Below are 16425 nucleotides of genomic sequence, written 5' to 3'. Positions count from 1 at the left end.
TCGCGAGCAACTCTCGACGGCCAGTTGAGATCGACAACGAATCGGCTGTCCGGCTACTGTTGCCGGGCGCGCGGGGGAGCGTGTGCGGTGTTCGCTGACGCAGCTGTCGATGAGGGGGCTTGACCATGGGCACCGCGTCGTTTGCCGAGACCGACCAGTTCGACCGCGTGACCGCCTTCTTGCGCCGGCGCGGCGTGCTGCGATCGGCGCAACTGTTGATGGCCGCGCTGAACTGCTCGGCGGCGCTGGTGCCGCTGTCCGGCCTGTTCGCCGCACGCACGACGCCAGGCCTGGTCGTGGTGGGCGTGGGGGGCACCGCGGTGTGCGCGGTGATGGCGGCGTGGTGGGTCACGCGCTGGCCCACCCGCGGGGTGTCCCTGTACTCCGTCTCCATCGGGGCGGTGTGCGCCTCGGCGTGGAGCATCTCCCAGCCCAGCCCCGCCATCGGGGCGTTGGGGTGCACGGTGTTGGCGGTCACCGGCGGTTACATCGCGTTGTTCCACGGGCTGCGCGCGGTCCTGGTGAACGTGGGCATCGCCACCGTGACGGCGGTGCTGACCGCGCTGCGGTTGGCCGGCCACGACGGCGTCCCGACCGCGCTCGCCGCGTTCTGGGTGATGTGGCTCCTCAACTTTGCGGTCCCCATCGGCGTGCGCGGCCTGTCGACGGCAATGACGCGCTACGCCCGCGCGTGCGACGAGGACCCCCTCACCGGATTGCTCAACCGACGCGGGTTCGGCGACACCGTCCGCCTGCTGCTCATCGACGAGGTCCGGGCGCAACCGACCCGCCACCTGGTCGTGATCATGATTGATCTCGACAACTTCAAGGCCGTCAACGACACCCTCGGCCACGCCACCGGCGATCGCATCCTGACCGCCATCGCCGACCTGTTGCGCGCCACCATGCCGGCGACCGCTGCACTGTGCCGTTGCGGAGGCGAGGAGTTCCTCATCGCCCTCACCTCACCCGAGCGGGGCGCCCCCGACTACACATCGCCGCTCTGCGCAGCGATCAAGGCCCACACCGACGGCGTCACCGCCAGCGTCGGCGTCGCGTCCGCCGACGGCGACGAAGCGCTCACCACGCCGCCCGATGACTTGGTCGACCGGCTCGTCGACGCGGCCGACCGCGCCATGTACGACGCCAAACGCCAGGGCGGCAACCACATCCAGCACGCCCGCCGCCACTGCCGCTGCACGTGAACGGGTGCCGCTGACTGAGTGCGCGGCGGTGATGGGCGAGCACGCTGATCCACGCGTCCCGTCAGCGCAGCAGCTCGGCGATCGCCGACACGCAGAGCTCCCAGGCGGGCGACCCGACGGTGATCGGGGCGAAGTGGTCGCCGTCGAACGTCCGCAGCTGCGCGCGGTCGCCGGCCCGCTGCGCCGCGGCCACGAAACGCTCGGACTGGCTGATCGGCACGTGGCGGTCGGCCGTGCCGTGGACGGCGATCGACGCCACGCCCAGCGGCACGCGGGCGGTGGGCGACGCTTGGGCGTAGACGTCGGGCCGCTGCGCCGGGGTGCCGCCGAGGAAGTCGACGACGGCGCCGCCGCCCAGCCCCGCCTCGGCCGCCGCCACCAGGTCCAGCACGCCCGCCTGCAGCACGGCGCCGGTGAGTGGCCGGGCGGCGGCGAGCCACGCCGCGAGCTGGCCGCCCGCCGAGTGCCCCAGCGCCACCACGCGATCGAGGTCCAGCCGGTCGGCGTGCGCCGGCAGTGCGTCCAGCGCCGCCAGCACGTCGTCACCGGTCTGCGGCCAGCCGCCGCCCGCGCCGACCCGCCGGTATTCGAGGTTCACCGCGGCGTACCCGCGCGCCGCGAGATCGGCGGCCAGCGGCTCACCGAGGTCGGCGCCGTACGCCGAGCGCCAGAACCCGCCGTGGATGACGACGACCACCGGCGCCGGCTCGGAGCGCCCGGGCAGGGAGATGTCGGCGTACTGGCTGGGATCGGCGCCGTAGCGGTAGCGGGTGACGCCCGCGCGGGCGGCCGGCGGCTCGGCAGCGCAGGCGGCGGCCGCGATGGCTCCCGCGGCGGCCAGCGCGGTGCGGCGATTGATCACGCTGTCCATGCTCGCCGAGATCGACGAAATGCCGGTTGCTTCTCGCACTTCTGCGCCCGTTCGTTGGTTTCGGCGCCTCGGGACGGCGGCAGCCAGGTCACGAGTCCGTTTCACTTCCGCCACTGGCGTCACAGCTGGCCGTAGCCTGGGTAGCCACGGCCCGAGGGGTGAGGCGCATGCGAAGAACGGCAATGACGGTGGCGGCGGCGTTGCTGCTCGCCGGCTGCGGCACGGTCACCGACGGCCGGCCCACCGCGGCACCCCACACCGAGGCACCACCCGCGGGGCCGACCCCTGCGACCGAACCCACCGTCCCCACGCCGCGGCCCACCCGCAGCACGCCGACTCCCCCGCGGCCCTCGCCGTCGCCGCCGCCCGCCCCACCGCCCACCGCCGAAGCGCTCGCGCCGCAGAACGGCTACGTCTTCATCCAGACCAAGTCGGGCAAGACCCGCTGCCAGCTCTCGAGCGCCATCGTCGGCTGCGAGGCACCGTTCCTCGACCCGCCGACGGTCGGCGGCGCGCCCGCCAACGGCGTGCGAGTCACTTCTAACGGCTCGCTGACCTGGACGCTCGGCAACCTCGGCGCCATCCCGGCCGTCACGCTCGACTACCGCAGCTACTCGGCCGTCGGCTGGACCATCGAGGCCGACGCCGCCGGCACCCGCTTCACCAACGACGCCACCGGACACGGGATGGTCGTCGCGGTCGAGCGCGTCGACGCGTTCTAGAAGCGCCCGGGGGTCGAAACCCGCCCGCCGGGGTACCTGCACATCCATGCCCACTTCTGACGTGACCGACCTACCGCCGCACGTCCTGGTGCTCTTCGGCGCCACCGGCGATCTCGCCAAGCGCATGCTGTTCCCGAGCCTGTACCGGTTGGCCGCGGCGCACCGGCTGCCCGACGATTACCGGATCATCGGCTCGGGCCGGAAGTCGCCGGGTTCTGACGACGAGTTCCGCACGTCGGTGGGCGACGGGCTGCGCACGTCGGTCGACGACATCGACGACGGCGTGCTCGACGAGCTGCTGTCGCGGCTGAGCTTCCAGACCTCGAACGCCGACGACGGCTCGGAGCTCGCCGCCCGGGTCGGTGCGGCCCGCGACGAGCTGGGCTCCGACGCCCGCACCCTGATCTATCTGTCGGTGCCGCCGTCGGCCATGCGGCCGATGATCGAGATGCTCGGCCGCGAACAGCTCACCGACGGCGCCCGGATCGTCGTCGAGAAGCCGTTCGGCACCGACCTGCGCTCCGGGCGCGAGCTCGATGCGGCGCTCAAGGCCGTCGCCGGCGAGGACCAGATCTTTCGCATCGACCACTTCCTCGGCAAGGAGGCGGTGCAGGACATCCTGGCGCTGCGCTTCGCGAACGGCCTGCTCGAACCGGCCTGGAACCGGACGAATGTCGAGGCCGTGCACATCGACGTGCCCGAGCAGCTCACCATCGAGGGCCGCGGCAGTTTCTACGAGTCGACCGGCTGCTTCCGCGACATGATCTCCACCCACCTGTGCCAGGTGCTCGGCTTCGTCGCGATGGAACCGCCCGTCGACCTGGCGACCGAATCGGTGCGCGACGAGAAGGCGAAGGTGTTCAAGGCGATGCGGCCGCTCGACCCGTCGCGGGTGGTGTTCGGCCAATACGACGGCTACCGCGACGCCGAGGACGTCGACGACGACTCGCAGGTCGAGACGTTCGTGGCACTCGAGGCGTTCGTCGACACCGAGCGCTGGCAGGACGTGCCCTTCTATCTGCGCACGGGCAAGGCGCTCGCGCAGACGCGCCACAGTGTGACGCTGGTCTTCCGGCGGCCGCCGCTGCGCCGGTTCGGCGACTACGACGCGCCCAACGAGCTGACCCTCGACCTCGGCGACTCCCCCACCGCGTCGATCACGCTCTACGCCAAGCGTCCGGGACCGGACCTGACGCTGATCCCGGTGCGGGTGCACCTCGACGTCGGCGAGCAGGATCCCGACGACATCCCGCTCACGGCCTACGAGCGGCTGCTGCTGGACGTGATGCGCGGCGACCAGACACTGTTCACCCGCGCCGACGAGGTCGACCGGCTGTGGCAGGTGTGCCAGCCGGTGCTCGACGAGCCGCCGCCGGTTGAGCCCTACGAGCCGGGTTCGTGGGGCCCGCAGGCCGCGATCGGCTTGCCCGGTCCGCGCGGCTGGCGGACCGCCGATGACTGACCCGTGGCCGGGGATCGCCGACCACGGGATCATCGGCGACCTGCGCAGCTGCGCACTGGTCGGGCTCGACGGCACCATCGACTGGTTCTGCGCGCCGCGGTTCGACTCGCCCAGCGTGTTCGGCGCCCTCCTGGACCGCGACCGCGGGGGCAGTTGGCGGCTGGCGCCGAGGGCCGACGTCCGGCAGGCGCACCAGTTCTACTTCCCGCAGTCGGCGGTGCTCATCACCCGCTTCCTCACCGGCTCGGGCGTCGCCGAGGTCCACGACTTCATGCCGCTCACCCGCGAACGCGACGCCGGGCACCGGCAGCGGCTGGTTAGGCGGGTCACCGCGGTGCGCGGCACGACGGAGCTGAATATGCGGCTGCAGGCCAGGCCCGACTACGGCCGGGTGGCCTGCGACTGTTCCCCGACCGACGACGGGGTGCTGCTCACCGGTGACGGGATCCGGCTCGGGCTGACCTCGTCGTGCCCCCTCGACGTCGACGACGGGGTGATCACCGCCGACCTGCGGCTCGACACCGGCGGCAGCGCGGTATTCGTCCTCGAAGTGCTCGGCGACCACGACGCCCCGCCCACCGGCAGCGACGACGTCGACGAGCTGCTCACCGCGACCACCCGCTACTGGCGGAACTGGATCGGGAGGTCGACCTACGCCGGGCGGTGGCGCGAGATGGTCGAGCGGTCGGCGATCACGCTGAAGCTGCTCAGCCACGAGCCGTCGGGGGCGTTCATCGCCGCGCCGACGACCAGCCTGCCGGAGCTGGTGGGCGGCGAGCGCAACTGGGATTACCGCTACGTGTGGATGCGCGACGCCGGGTTCACGCTGTACGCGCTGCTGCGGCTCGGCTACACCGACGAGGCCCGCGAGTTCACCCGATGGCTGTCGGAACGGCTCGGTCACGAACGTGACGCGGCGCGCGATCCCGCCGGCTCCGACCTCGGCCCGCTGCGGGTGCTCTACGACATCGACGGCAACGCGCCGGACGACGAGCGCGAGCTCGACCACCTGAGCGGCTACCGCGACTCGCGCCCGGTGCGGGTGGGCAACGCCGCGGTCAGCCAACTGCAGCTCGACATCTACGGCGACCTCATCGATTCGGTGTACCTGTTCAACAAATACGGCCCGGGCATCAGCCATGACGGGTGGCACGACGTGGTCTACGTCATCGAGTGGCTGCTGGAGAACTGGGACCGCAAGGACGCCGGCATGTGGGAGGTCCGCGGCACCACAGCCGCCTACACGACGTCGCGGCTCATGTGCTGGGTGGCGATCGAGCGGGCGATCCGCATCGCCCGCGCCCGCGGGCTGCCCGCCGACCTCACCCGCTGGACCACCGTGCGCGACGAGATCTACGAGCGCATCATGGCCGCATCGTGGGATCCGGACGCGAAGACGTTCACGCAGACCGAGGGCGGCACCCGGCTCGACGCCGGGGTGCTGCTGATGCCGATGGTCAAGTTCGTCTCGCCGGCCGATCCGCGCTTCGTGACGACGCTCGCCGCCATCGAGAAGCACCTGGTGACCGACAGCCTGGTGTTCCGGTACGACCCCGGGACCGACGGCCTCGACGACGCCGAGGGGACGTTCTCGCTGTGCTCGTTCTGGTACGTCGAGGCGCTCACCCGCGTCGGGCGGCTCGACGACGCCCAGCTCGCGTTGGAGAAGATGTTCACCTATGCCAACCACGTCGGGCTCTACGCCGAGCAGGTCAGCGCCACCGGCGACCAGGTGGGCAACTTCCCGCAGGCCTTCACGCACCTGGCGCTGATCAGCGCCGCCATCAACCTCGACCGGGCGCTCGGCTGAGCGCCGCACGGCAGAGAAAGGACGCAACCCATGACCGCTGCGCAACGCGAACGCGCCGCCATCGTCGAGACCTTCGAGCAGGTGGGGCCGGACGTGCCGACGCTGTGTGAGGGCTGGACCGCGCGTGACCTCGCCGCCCATCTCGTGGTGCGGGAACGCCGGTTCGACGCCGCCGCCGGCATCCTGCTGCCGCCGCTGTCCGGCTACACCAAAAAGGTGCAGCGGCGGGTGGCGGGCAGTGACTGGAACGAGCTGGTCGACAAGGTGGCGTCCGGACCGCCGGTGTACTCGCCGTTCAAGCTGCTCGATCCGCTGGTCAACACCACCGAGCTGTTCATCCACCACGAAGACCTGCGGCGCGCGCAGCCGACCTGGGAACCGCGCGACCTCGATCCGGCGCTGGCGGCCGCGCTGCGGCGGCCGCTGCCGCTCATGACCCGCATGATCCTGTCGAAGTCGCCGGCGCGGGTGCGGTTGCAGACGCCCGACGGCGAAACGCTGGCCACCGTGGGCCGCGGGCCCGACGTGACGGTGACCGGCGCGCCAGAGGAGCTGCTGCTGTTCCTGTTCGGCCGCGACGGCGCCGCGCGCGTGGAGTTCGGCGGCGATCCCGAGTTGGTCGGCGAGGTCAAGGCCGCCCGGCAGAGCCTTTAGGAGAGGACGACGGACATGGACTTCCGCATCATGGTCGAGCCGCAGCAGGGCGCCGACTACCTGACGCAGCTGCGGCTGGCGCAGGCCGCCGAGGCGGCCGGCTATTCGGCGTTCTTCCGGTCCGACCACTTCCTGGCGATGGGCGCCTCCGATCCCTCGGCCGGGCTGCCCGGGCCCACCGATTCGTGGGTGACGCTGGCGGGGCTGGCGCGCGAGACGTCGTCGATCCGGCTGGGCACCATGGTCACCTCGGCGACGTTCCGCTACCCGGGGCCGCTGGCGATCGCGGTGGCGCAGGTCGACGAGATGAGCCGCGGCCGGGTGGAGTTCGGCCTGGGCTCGGGCTGGTTCGAGGCGGAGCACACCGCCTACGGCATCCCGTTCCCGCCGCTGGGCGAGCGGTTCGACCGGCTCGCCGAGCAGCTGGAGATCGTCACCGGGCTGTGGACCACGCCGCTGGGCCAGACGTACGACTTCCGGGGCAAGCACTACACCATCGCCGACTCGCCCGCGCTGCCGAAGCCGACGCAGTCGCCGCGCCCGCCGATCGTCGTCGGCGGCACCGGCCCCAAGCGCACGCCCGCGCTCGCCGCGCGCTTCGCCGACGAGTTCAACGTGCCGTTCTCGCCGCGCGACGCGGTGCGCGCCCAGTTCGACCGGGTTCGCGGCGCGGTGGAGGCGGCCGGGCGCGACGCCGACTCGATGGTCTACTCCGCGGCGTTCGTCGTCTGCGCCGGCCGCAACGACGCCGAGCTGCTGCGGCGCGCCGCCGCGATCGGCCGCGAGCTCGACGAGATGCGGTCGAACAGCCCGCTGGTGGGCACGCCCGACGAGATCGTCGACAACATCGGCGCGTGGGCCGAGATCGGGGTGCAGCGGGCGTATCTGCAGGTGCTCGACATGGCCGATCTCGAACACGTCGAGCTGTTCGCGAGCGACGTCGTCGGACAGCTGACCTGACGGCCCGCCGCTAGTATCCGAGCCCGTGCCGTCCGACCCCGAACCCTGGTACCGCACGCAAGCCGCGATCTACGCCGCCGGTGTCGCCGGACTGGTGGTCGTGCTCGGCATCGTGCTGGCGGTCGTGCAGCTGTCCGATTCGTGGGGCCGTCCCGATGGTCCGGTCGTCCCGCCGCCGGCGGCGCCGACCACGACGCCCCTCACCACCGCGACCGCACCGGTGACGCCGCCGACGACCACCAGCTACACCACCCCGTCGGTGTCGACCACCGAGATCAACCCGCCGGCGCCGGGCGAGGTGTCCCCCACCTCCAGCGAGACGAGCACCGAGCCGACCACCTCGGAGGCGGAGACGACCACCGAGGACGAGACGACGACGTCGCGCCGGCGCGGCCCGCGCACCAACATCACGCGGACGCTCACGCCGCCGTGATGTTCAGGCGGAAGCACCGCGCAATCGGGCGTCGTCAATCGCGTTGAGCAACCTGCTCACCATGCGACCGTGTTCGTCGGCTCCCCGTCGTCATCCAGCGGTGGATGCCGACGGGCCAGGATGTCGTCAAGGAGCTCGCGCTGAACGGTCGTGAGCACCTCCGCGAGGGTTCCCTCGTCACATCGAGCTCCCACCTAAGTTCACTCAGTAACCCGCTCGTTCGGATAGCCGTGCCACGAACGCATGGCTGCGAACCGTCACCTGGCGCTATCCGTAGTAGCCAGTGTCTCCGTCGGGCCAAAAACGTAGTCTCACCTTATTGACGCTATTCAATAATCTGCTGACCTCTACACCGTAGCCGGTAGGTTCCCACTCGTCGTCGAGATTGTCTACGAGCTCATCACTGAGCGAACGAATGATCTCGTCCGCATCCGCGCGTGACGGAGCGTCGCGGCGCACAAGCATTCCGCGAAGTTCGGTGTTCCGCCGCTTGAGAACTTCGTCGAGGAGTCTCATTTGTTCATCAGTCAGCATCATGTAGAAGTCAGCCACACCCACCTCCTGTGTATCCGCTATTGGTTGCCCATCCTGTAATGACTTCACCTTTCGAATTGACGATTACCGTTGCATTTGCTCCCGTGTAACGGAAAGACACCCGGCCCTGTGAATCGACGAGTCGCTCTACGTCTCGCACCGGGTTTCGGAAAGCTTCTTCGAGGGCGTCCCGGCGAACCCCGACCCCACCGTCGCGTCCTGCAATCTGTTCTTCCGCGTGATTGGTATATCCGCTTATCGATGACGGCGCGTCCTCCGGTCTCGTTACTTCGACACGAGAGCGTGTTGACTCATGCGAGTCCCTACGCCCGAGATTTTGATCCGAGCCAATTTTCGGCGTGCGCCGGCGAGGTCGTGTGCTCGTTTGACGCCTTTGGTGATGCTTTCGATTCGTGGGGTCATCCCGATGGTCCGGCCGTCCCGCCGCCGGCGGCGCCGACCACGACGCCCCGCACCACCGCGACCGCGCCGGTGACGCCGCCGACGACCACCGAGGACGAGACGACGACGTCGCGCCGGCGCGGCCCGCGCACCAACATCACGCGGACGCTCACGTCCCCGTGATGTTCAGGCGGACAGCTCAACCGTAACCCGCAATTCGTCCATGACCGACTCGGCTCTCATTGCGCGACCGCCGATCTGCAACACTGCGCCGACCACTTTGTCAGGGTTGACAATGCCTGGCCCGGTCGCTGCATGTGCGTTGACGAGTCCCTCGGCCACCAGTTGGTCGACGAGCCGAATCGCGTGGACATCGGTGATGACGTGACCGCACAGCTCGTCGTAGGGAGCCTCGTCGGAGACATCGAACGCCGTCCATTTACCGTGTTGCCGGACGTACTCCCGATTGGCTTTCGACAGTTCACTTCCGAAGGGATCGCGTAAAGGCTGATCACTGATGATGAGGACTTCACCGTCCGGCCCAGATTCAAGGAGGGCGGTCGTACCGTCGGCGAAGGACATTTCGAGCGGACCCTCCTTCCGGTCCACTTCACCTTTGTAGACGTAGAAGACTCGACGAATCCGGAGGAGGCGTCTCCCTGTGAGTCGCTGCAGCGCTTCCGACGTCGCGGGTGAGCGAGGGTTCATCGTGGCGCAGCCCCTAGGAACCACTTGCTCGCGGCGCCCCGGAGACAAAACCTGGGGTACCCCACACGATCGTGTCGGCGACAACGGCAGCAGGTACAAGACGTAATCTCAGACACAGGGCTCCCCGGTAGGCAGACGTTTCCCGGTGTAGGAACCTGAATCATCTGCCCACCGGGACCCATCTCAGCTCATCGACACGACCCCCGGCCGATATAAGCAAACTAGTCGAAATAGACCTCGGTGCCGTCCGCTTTCCAGGCCCTGATCGGCCGCAGGGCATACGCGTCGGGAATAGTTCCCGTCAAGTAGTAGCTCATGAAAAGTTCGTTCGCCTCGTCGGCGTCAAACACCTCGTTCGCGGCCACCTTGTAGTTGCGGCCGTGGGGAGTCTCGATTGACACATCAATTGGCAGCGGAACGTCACTGGTATCGAAAGTAGCTCGTGTAGTGCCTCTCGAATTCGTCGCCCGACATCAAGCCTGCAATGAAGCGTCGAATGATCGGCTCGTAGCCGTGAAGCATCTTCGCAATCCCCTCCGTATCGCAAACATCTCTACCCTCCACCAAGCACTCCTCGCTCTGGTGTGTCCCAGGATTCGGAAACGTTGATGTGGCAGTTGTGTCGCGGTCAAGGGATCCGCGCGGGCAGCCGGCCCGTCGCAGACCGTCGACGCCACCTGCAGCCGTCTCGTTACTATCAGTGCCCGTGGCGCGTAACGGACACCCCGACGATCCCTCCGACCAGGACCCGACGCAGTACGCGGCCAACTACGGCGGCGGCACCGGCGGCGAGGCGTACAGCGAGTACCCGCAGACCGGCTACGGCGAGGCCCCGCCGACGGGATACGGCCAGGGCTACGACCAGCCCACCGGTTACGACCAGTACCCGCCGGAGGAGCCGACGCCCTGGTACCGCAAGCCGGCGGCGCTGATCGCGATCGGCGCGCTCGCCGTGATCGTGCTGGCGCTGGCGCTGTGGGGCATCATCTCGCTGGCGTCCGACGACGGCTCCGACACCACGCCGTCGACCACCACCACCTCCGTCGCGCCGTCGACGACGCAGAGCTCCGGTCCGACGGCCACCAGCGAGGTCACCGGCGGCGACGAGACCACCACCGCAGCCGCCACCACCACGTCGTCCGCCGCGGAGACGACGACGACGGAGCCGACCACCACCACGACCACCGCTCCGGTCACCACGAGCACCAGCACCGTCGTGACGACCAGCACCAGCACCGTGACGGTCACCGTCCCGTCGGTTCCCGGGCTTCCCGGCGGCGCGGGCAACGGCGGCCCGGGCAGCGGCTAACCCGCTCGCGAGAACTGCGCCACCAACGCCTCGGCGCTGCGGGCGGCGGCCCGGCACGCGCGAGTGGTGAACGGGTCGTTGAGCGGATGCTCGGCCCGGCGGCGCCAGCGCTGCGCGGCGGCGAACGCGGCGCGCGGGCCGTCGGCGAGCTCCCCCTGCAGGCCGAGCCGGCTCGCCGCGTCGGTGCCCGACCCGCCGATGATGCGCCGCAGCGACGCCATCTCGTCGTCGTTCAGCGTGGTCTCGCGGGAGCGCAACTGGCTGAGCAGCCGCAGCTCCTCGAACGCGTGCGTGTCGGCCAGCAGCGGGTCGATGTCGGCGACGATCTGCGGGGTGGCGCGGATGGGATGCGCGGTGACGATGCGGCGCAGGGACAGCAGCGCGGTGTGCGCCTTCAACAGGTCGGAGCGCTGCGCGAACTGTTGGTCGATCACGTCGCGCAGCGCGGTCAACCCGCTGCGCTCCAGCAGCTCGTTCGCCAGCGCCACCGAATCGCTGACGCCGGACCGCAGCACCGCGATCGAGATCCGGATGCCGAACATGCCGAACCGTTCCATGAGCTGCCGCCGGGTCGCCGCGTCGACCGGCAGCGTGCTGTCCTCGCGCATGAAGCGGTCGGCCGACAGCATGGCCTTCGTCAGCTCGGTGGCGTCGACACCGGCGAGCTTCTCCAGCGCGACGAACTCGCTCTGGCGCAGCGTTCGCGCGGTGAGCGCCAGCAGGCCGGACACCGGCACGACGGCCTGGCAGATGCCGGTGCGGTCCATCTCCTCGGTGAAGCGGGTGGCGACGTCGCGCGCCGACAGCATGGCGTCGATGCGGCCGGCGCCGATCTCGTCGGCGCGCGACGCCACGCCGATCACCCCGAGCGCCCCGGTGGATCCGCCGACCAGCTCGCCGATCTGCTTGAGCAGCGCGATGTCGGCGGCGTTGAGGGTGCGCAGCAGGAACACCACCGCGTCGACGCGCGGCATCCCGTCGTCGGGCACCAGCAAGCGCAGCGTGCGCGCCGAGACGTCACGCGACAGCGACGACGTGCCCGGGGTGTCGATGATGGTGGCGTCGGCCAGCTCGGCGGCGGGCCACTCGACGTCGAGGTCGACGACGTCCTCGGGGTCGAGCCGTGCGACGTCGAAGGTCAGGCCGCGCCCGTCGGGCCCCCGCGCGATCGGGACGTGGGAGCGCCGCCCGCCGCGGTGGTTCGCCGTCACCTTCGGGGTGGGGCCGTGGTGGAACCAGGTGACGATGCGGGTGGCCTCGGTGGCGTCGGTGGGTGCGATCTCCTCCCCCACCAGCGCGTTGACCAGCGTCGACTTGCCCGCCTTGAGGGTGCCGGCCAGCGCGATGCGGATCGGCTCGTTGAGCCGGCGGGTGATCCGGTCCAACTCGGCCAGCACGTCGGCGCGCTGCCGGTACGCCGGGTCGGTGCGGTAGGCGCGGATGGTGCCGCCCAGGATGGCGCGCACATCCTCGCTCGTGCTCACCGCTGCATCCCCTCGTGCGACGCCGTCCCCGCCAAGGCCTCGATTCTAGGTGGCGTCAGCCGGCGGATCGGGCCGGCGACAGCCCCGCGGCGTGCTGGCTGACCTGGTTGAGGATGTTGAGCTGCCGCTTGAGCTCGGCGATGCGGGTGTTGCGTTCGTTCTCCTGCAGCTTGGCCGCCGACAGCGTGGCCTGCAGCGACTCGTTGAGCGAGCGGGTGGTCTGGTTCGCGATCTCGCGGTAGTGGTCGCGTAGCTGGCGCTGCACGGTCTTGAGCCGGTCGCGGGACTCCTTGGTGACGACGAACGCGACATCGTCGACGAACCGGCGCACGTTGGTCTTCGCCTCGTTGCGCACCCGCAGCATCCGGTTCTCCATGTCCTCCTTGTAGGCCTTGCGGCCGAGGATGAGTCCGGCGCCCAGCGACAGCGGGTTGAACATGCCCAGCCCGGCGAACGAGGTGAGCATGCCGAACATCAGCACGCCGCCGTAGGAGCCGCGCATGCCGGTGACGATCTTGTGGCCGGTCTTGATCGGTTTGGCCTCCAGCTGCGCCACGGAGCTCAGCTCGCCGAACTCAGCACCCATCTCGCTCGCCGACAGTGCCGGCATCTTCACCGCGTCGAGCCCGGCCTCGACGAACGTGCGGGCCACCTCGCGGGCCAGCACCTCGGCCCGCTGATAGGCCCAGACGAAGTTGTCGCCCACGGCGGTGGCGATGGCCTCCTCGAGTTCTGCGCCGATCTCCGCCCAGTGGACCGTCGGGTCGCAGTGATCGATCACTCGTTCGGTGTGCTGGGTGATCGTCCGGAACCGGCCCCGCAGGTCGTGTTCGACGTCGGCCGTCAGGTCGGCGATGCCGTCGTTGAGCACCTGCTGCCACAGCGCGGTGTGCTGTAGCGCGTCCTGCGCCTCCTGCTTGCGGCGCTCCAGATCGGCGGTGAGCCGTTCGCGGGCATCCGGGTCGTCGAGCGCCGAGAGCTCCGCCGACACCGCCATCGTGAGGTGCTCGGCCGCCGCCCGCACCTCGTCGACCACCTGATCGCGGATGCGGTCGTTCTCGCGCGACAGCACGCGATCGGACAGGAACTTCACGATCGCCGGGTAGTTCGACTCCTCGTTGAGCTCCTTGTCGTTGAGCTGCAGCGCGTGGCTGCGCAGCACCGCCGACACCGGGATGATGCCCAACGGCACGCCGGCGCGGCGCAGATGGGCGGCGTTGGTGTCGACGATCCGGCGCCAGTGCGGATACAGGTCGATTTTGGTGGCGACGACGGTCGCGACCGGGCACAGCTCGTAGGCCTGCCGCAGGAACGTCATCTCCGGTTCGGTGAACTCCTGGCTGGTGTCGCTGAGCATCAGCATCGCGTCGGCGTCGGGCAGCAGACCCAGCGTCGCCGACAGGTGCGGCTGGCCGTGCCCGCCGACGCCCGGGGTGTCGATGAACGCCAGCCCGCCCTTGAGCAGCGGGCTGGGCGCGCTCACCTCGACGCGCAGCACCTCCCGGCCGCCGGCCTGCGGCGCCCGTCGCAGGTCCTTCGTCAGATCGGCCGGCGGGATGGCGACCAGGTCGGGCGGCACCTCGGGGCCGTTGCTGACGACCAGCCGGGCCGTCGCCTGCTCGCCGTAGGACACCACGGTGGGCAGCACGGTCGTCTCGTCGTCGCCGACGCGCGCCACCGGCATGTTGAGCAGCGAGTTGAGGAACTGGCTCTTGCCCTGCTTGAGCTGCCCGGCGATGACCACCCGGATCTGCGGGTCGGTGATGCGGGCCTTGGCGCGGGCGAGCCGCTGCACCAGGTCGTCGCGGTCGTTGGCGTCGGCGATCTTGCTGGTGTGGTCGATCAGCTCGACGATCACCTTGACGGGTCTGCCCGGAGCCTGCTGCGAGCTGTTCGGTTGCGTCATCGATCCCTTTCGGCCGAGAGCTCAACGGTAGACATGCGAACTGGCGGGGACCGGTGTGGTCCCCGCCAGTGTCGCTCGTGGAGTTGTGTTGCTCAGAACGCGTCGAAGCCGTTGTCGGACGCGACGTCGTTGTGCGACGCCAGGTTGTTGACGGCGTCGTTGTGCGAGGCGAAGTCGGTGTCGTTGTGCGACGCGACGCTCGACTCGTACGACGAGGAGTGGTTGTCGATCGAGGTGTTGGCCTCGGTGCTGGTATCGGTGTGCGTGCTGGTGTGCACCGAGTTGTCGACGGTGTTGTCGCTGCCCGAATCGCCACCGACGTGGGTCTGCGTGCCGGAGTTGGCGTGGCTGTCGTTGACGATGATCGAGCCGGCGTTGCCGCCGTCGCCGCCCGACGCGCCGCCGCTGCCGATGCCGATCAGGCTGTCGCCGCCGGCCGCACCGCCGCCGTGGCCGCCGGACAGGTCGTTGTCCTTGATGACCGTGCCCTGGTTGTCGGAGATCACGTCACCGCCGGCGTGCTGCGAGTTGTCCTCGATCTCGTTGCCGCGGCCCACCGCGACGTGGCTGCCCGACCCGGCGACGACGTCGCCGTTGTTGACGTCGTTGTTGTCGCCGAGCACCGCGCCGTCACCGCTGACGATGTCGCCGTCGTTGTCGCCGTCGACCACCACGCCGCCGTTGGTCGCGGTGTTGCTGGTCTTGTCACCGAAGGTGATGTCGCCGAAGCCGAGGTTGAAGGCGCCGTTCTGGGCGTTGGCGCCCGCGTGCTGGTCCGGGCTCGCCACCTCGTTGCCGCTGAGCAGGTCGGTGTTGGTCTCCGGCGCGAAGTTGGGCGCGTAGGAGGTCTGCGGCGAGAACGGCGAGGCGAAGTTGCTGGCCAGCTGGTGGTGGTCGGCCACCGCCCGCTGCAGCCCGACGATCGGGTCGCCGCCGCCGAGCATCACGCCGGCCGGCGCCGCGGTCGCGGCGACTGCCTGCAGCTGCGCGGCCGTGACGTTCGAGAGGCCGGCGACGCGGAGCGCATCATCGGGGTCGTTGACGAACGACTGGGCGCGGAACGGGTCGCGGAACAGGTCCAGGATGAAGTCGATCAGCGTGGTCATGGTGGTCCCTTTCTCGTCCTCTGGTGAGGGGGTGTGTCGCCGCCTCTCGGCGACCTGACACACACGTTATGGCGGCGCCGCACCCCTGGAAACGGGGTCGACTCCCCTGTTTGGCCGACGCCCTCCCGGGGGTTCGGCCGTGCGGGCATTAGGGGATTAGGGGGTCGGGGTCGCCGCACGAAAAAGCCCCGGCCCGCTGGGGGCCGGGGCTCGTCCGGGTGAGGTCAGAACAGGTCGACGTGCGACGGGTCGGGGCCGTCGTACGGCGCGTCGAGGATCGGGGCGTCGATCACCGGCGCGTCGAACACGTCCGCGGCCGGCGGCGCACCGGCGTCGATCACCGGATCCGGCAGGGGGTCCGGCGGCGCCAGGCCGGCGTCGACGTGGTCGTAGGACGGCTGTTCGAGCGCCGGGCCGGTGTCGATCGCCGGCTCGTCGACCACCGGCGCGTCGACGACGTCGATGACGTCGAAGGAGTCGAACGCGTCGAAGGCCGCCGTCGCCGCGCCGCTGGCCCACACGTTGCCGGCGTCGGCGACGGGCAGCGATTCGCTCACCACCGGGATCAGGTTGCTGACGTCGGCGGTGGTCACGCCGGAAAGGCCGGCGTCGGCGAGCGCGCCGTTCGGGTCGGCCGCGTACTGGGCGGCGACCCCGGGATCGCGCACCAGCGACAGCACGAAATCGAGCAGTTCGTTGGGCATGCAGCGATGCTAGGTCCGCCGAACGCGCCTGTGATCGGTGCACAGCCCACTGGTCGCGGGCCGGCATTAGGGGATCGGCGGGTAGGGGATCGCCGGCCGTTAGGGGGTGGCGCCGACGGCCCGCGCACCTCCCGCCCGGTGTCCGGCGCAGCGGC

Annotated in this window: 17 protein-coding genes; 8 read left to right on the top strand and 9 right to left on the bottom strand. The window is 70.0% G+C overall.

What is annotated here, in order from left to right:
• Window positions 1-125 precede the first annotated feature (125 nt).
• Entirely contained in the window at window positions 126-1205 is a 1080-nt protein-coding gene (locus tag LV457_RS07450; RefSeq protein WP_232170430.1) for a diguanylate cyclase, read from the top strand.
• Between the two features lie 61 nt (window positions 1206-1266).
• Here LV457_RS07450 and LV457_RS07445 read toward each other — a convergent pair whose 3' ends face one another.
• On the bottom strand, window positions 1267-2067 hold the full coding sequence (locus tag LV457_RS07445) for a S9 family peptidase (RefSeq protein WP_232170150.1): 801 nt from the start codon (window positions 2065-2067) through the stop codon (window positions 1267-1269).
• 176 nt (window positions 2068-2243) lie between these two features.
• On the opposite strand from LV457_RS07445, the gene LV457_RS07440 reads away from it, so the two are divergent.
• Genes LV457_RS07440 through LV457_RS07415 form a run of 6 tightly spaced genes read left to right on the top strand, consistent with a single transcriptional unit; the run spans window position 2244 to window position 8117 of the window.
• Window positions 2244-2798, top strand: coding sequence for a hypothetical protein (locus LV457_RS07440; RefSeq protein ID WP_232170149.1), 555 nt, complete (start codon window positions 2244-2246; stop codon window positions 2796-2798).
• A 46-nt stretch (window positions 2799-2844) separates the two neighbouring features.
• Window positions 2845-4260, top strand: coding sequence for a glucose-6-phosphate dehydrogenase (gene zwf, locus LV457_RS07435; protein ID WP_232170148.1), 1416 nt, complete (start codon window positions 2845-2847; stop codon window positions 4258-4260).
• Window positions 4253-6070, top strand: a complete 1818-nt coding sequence (locus tag LV457_RS07430) for a glycoside hydrolase family 15 protein (protein ID WP_232170147.1) — start codon at window positions 4253-4255, stop codon at window positions 6068-6070. The genes zwf and LV457_RS07430 overlap by 8 nt, the downstream gene beginning before the upstream one ends.
• Before the next feature lie 30 nt (window positions 6071-6100).
• A complete protein-coding gene (locus LV457_RS07425; protein ID WP_232170146.1) occupies window positions 6101-6724 on the top strand; it encodes a TIGR03085 family metal-binding protein in 624 nt (207 codons plus the stop codon).
• 15 nt (window positions 6725-6739) lie between these two features.
• Complete coding sequence (locus LV457_RS07420; RefSeq protein WP_232170145.1) at window positions 6740-7684, top strand: LLM class F420-dependent oxidoreductase; 945 nt, start codon at window positions 6740-6742, stop codon at window positions 7682-7684.
• A 25-nt stretch (window positions 7685-7709) separates the two neighbouring features.
• Window positions 7710-8117: a hypothetical protein gene (locus LV457_RS07415; RefSeq protein ID WP_232170144.1), complete on the top strand. Its 408-nt coding sequence runs from the start codon at window positions 7710-7712 to the stop codon at window positions 8115-8117.
• Window positions 8118-8384: 267 nt separating this feature from the next.
• On the opposite strand, the gene LV457_RS07410 is transcribed toward LV457_RS07415, so the two are convergent.
• The 4 genes from LV457_RS07410 to LV457_RS07395 form a co-directional block, all read right to left on the bottom strand.
• A complete protein-coding gene (locus LV457_RS07410; RefSeq protein WP_232170143.1) occupies window positions 8385-8669 on the bottom strand; it encodes a hypothetical protein in 285 nt (94 codons plus the stop codon).
• A 401-nt stretch (window positions 8670-9070) separates the two neighbouring features.
• Window positions 9071-9226, bottom strand: coding sequence for a hypothetical protein (locus tag LV457_RS07405; RefSeq protein ID WP_232170142.1), 156 nt, complete (start codon window positions 9224-9226; stop codon window positions 9071-9073).
• A gap of 13 nt (window positions 9227-9239) precedes the next feature.
• Window positions 9240-9662 (bottom strand): hypothetical protein, encoded by a 423-nt coding sequence (locus LV457_RS07400; protein ID WP_232170141.1) that lies wholly within the window; start codon window positions 9660-9662, stop codon window positions 9240-9242.
• 320 nt (window positions 9663-9982) lie between these two features.
• Complete coding sequence (locus tag LV457_RS07395) at window positions 9983-10162, bottom strand: hypothetical protein (RefSeq protein WP_232170140.1); 180 nt, start codon at window positions 10160-10162, stop codon at window positions 9983-9985.
• 305 nt (window positions 10163-10467) lie between these two features.
• Between LV457_RS07395 and LV457_RS07390 the strand changes: the two genes are divergently transcribed.
• Window positions 10468-11070: a hypothetical protein gene (locus LV457_RS07390; protein WP_232170138.1), complete on the top strand. Its 603-nt coding sequence runs from the start codon at window positions 10468-10470 to the stop codon at window positions 11068-11070.
• On the opposite strand, the gene LV457_RS07385 is transcribed toward LV457_RS07390, so the two are convergent.
• The 4 genes from LV457_RS07385 to LV457_RS07370 form a co-directional block, all read right to left on the bottom strand.
• Window positions 11067-12554 carry a dynamin-like GTPase family protein gene (locus LV457_RS07385; RefSeq protein WP_232170137.1) on the bottom strand — a complete coding sequence of 496 codons (1488 nt, stop codon included), beginning with the start codon at window positions 12552-12554 and terminating at the stop codon, window positions 11067-11069. The genes LV457_RS07390 and LV457_RS07385 overlap by 4 nt on opposite strands.
• Window positions 12555-12609: 55 nt before the next feature.
• On the bottom strand, window positions 12610-14460 hold the full coding sequence (locus tag LV457_RS07380; protein ID WP_232170136.1) for a dynamin family protein: 1851 nt from the start codon (window positions 14458-14460) through the stop codon (window positions 12610-12612).
• 92 nt (window positions 14461-14552) lie between these two features.
• A complete protein-coding gene (locus LV457_RS07375; protein WP_232170135.1) occupies window positions 14553-15566 on the bottom strand; it encodes an IniB N-terminal domain-containing protein in 1014 nt (337 codons plus the stop codon).
• 224 nt (window positions 15567-15790) lie between these two features.
• Window positions 15791-16270, bottom strand: coding sequence for an Rv0340 family IniB-related protein (locus LV457_RS07370; RefSeq protein ID WP_232170134.1), 480 nt, complete (start codon window positions 16268-16270; stop codon window positions 15791-15793).
• Window positions 16271-16425 lie beyond the last annotated feature (155 nt).

The sequence above is a fragment of the Mycobacterium sp. MYCO198283 genome, assembly GCF_021213805.1.
Classification (GTDB): Bacteria; Actinomycetota; Actinomycetes; order Mycobacteriales; family Mycobacteriaceae; genus Mycobacterium.
Note: the sequence above shows the minus strand (reverse complement) of the source record. Positions and strands in the feature narration are given on the sequence as shown.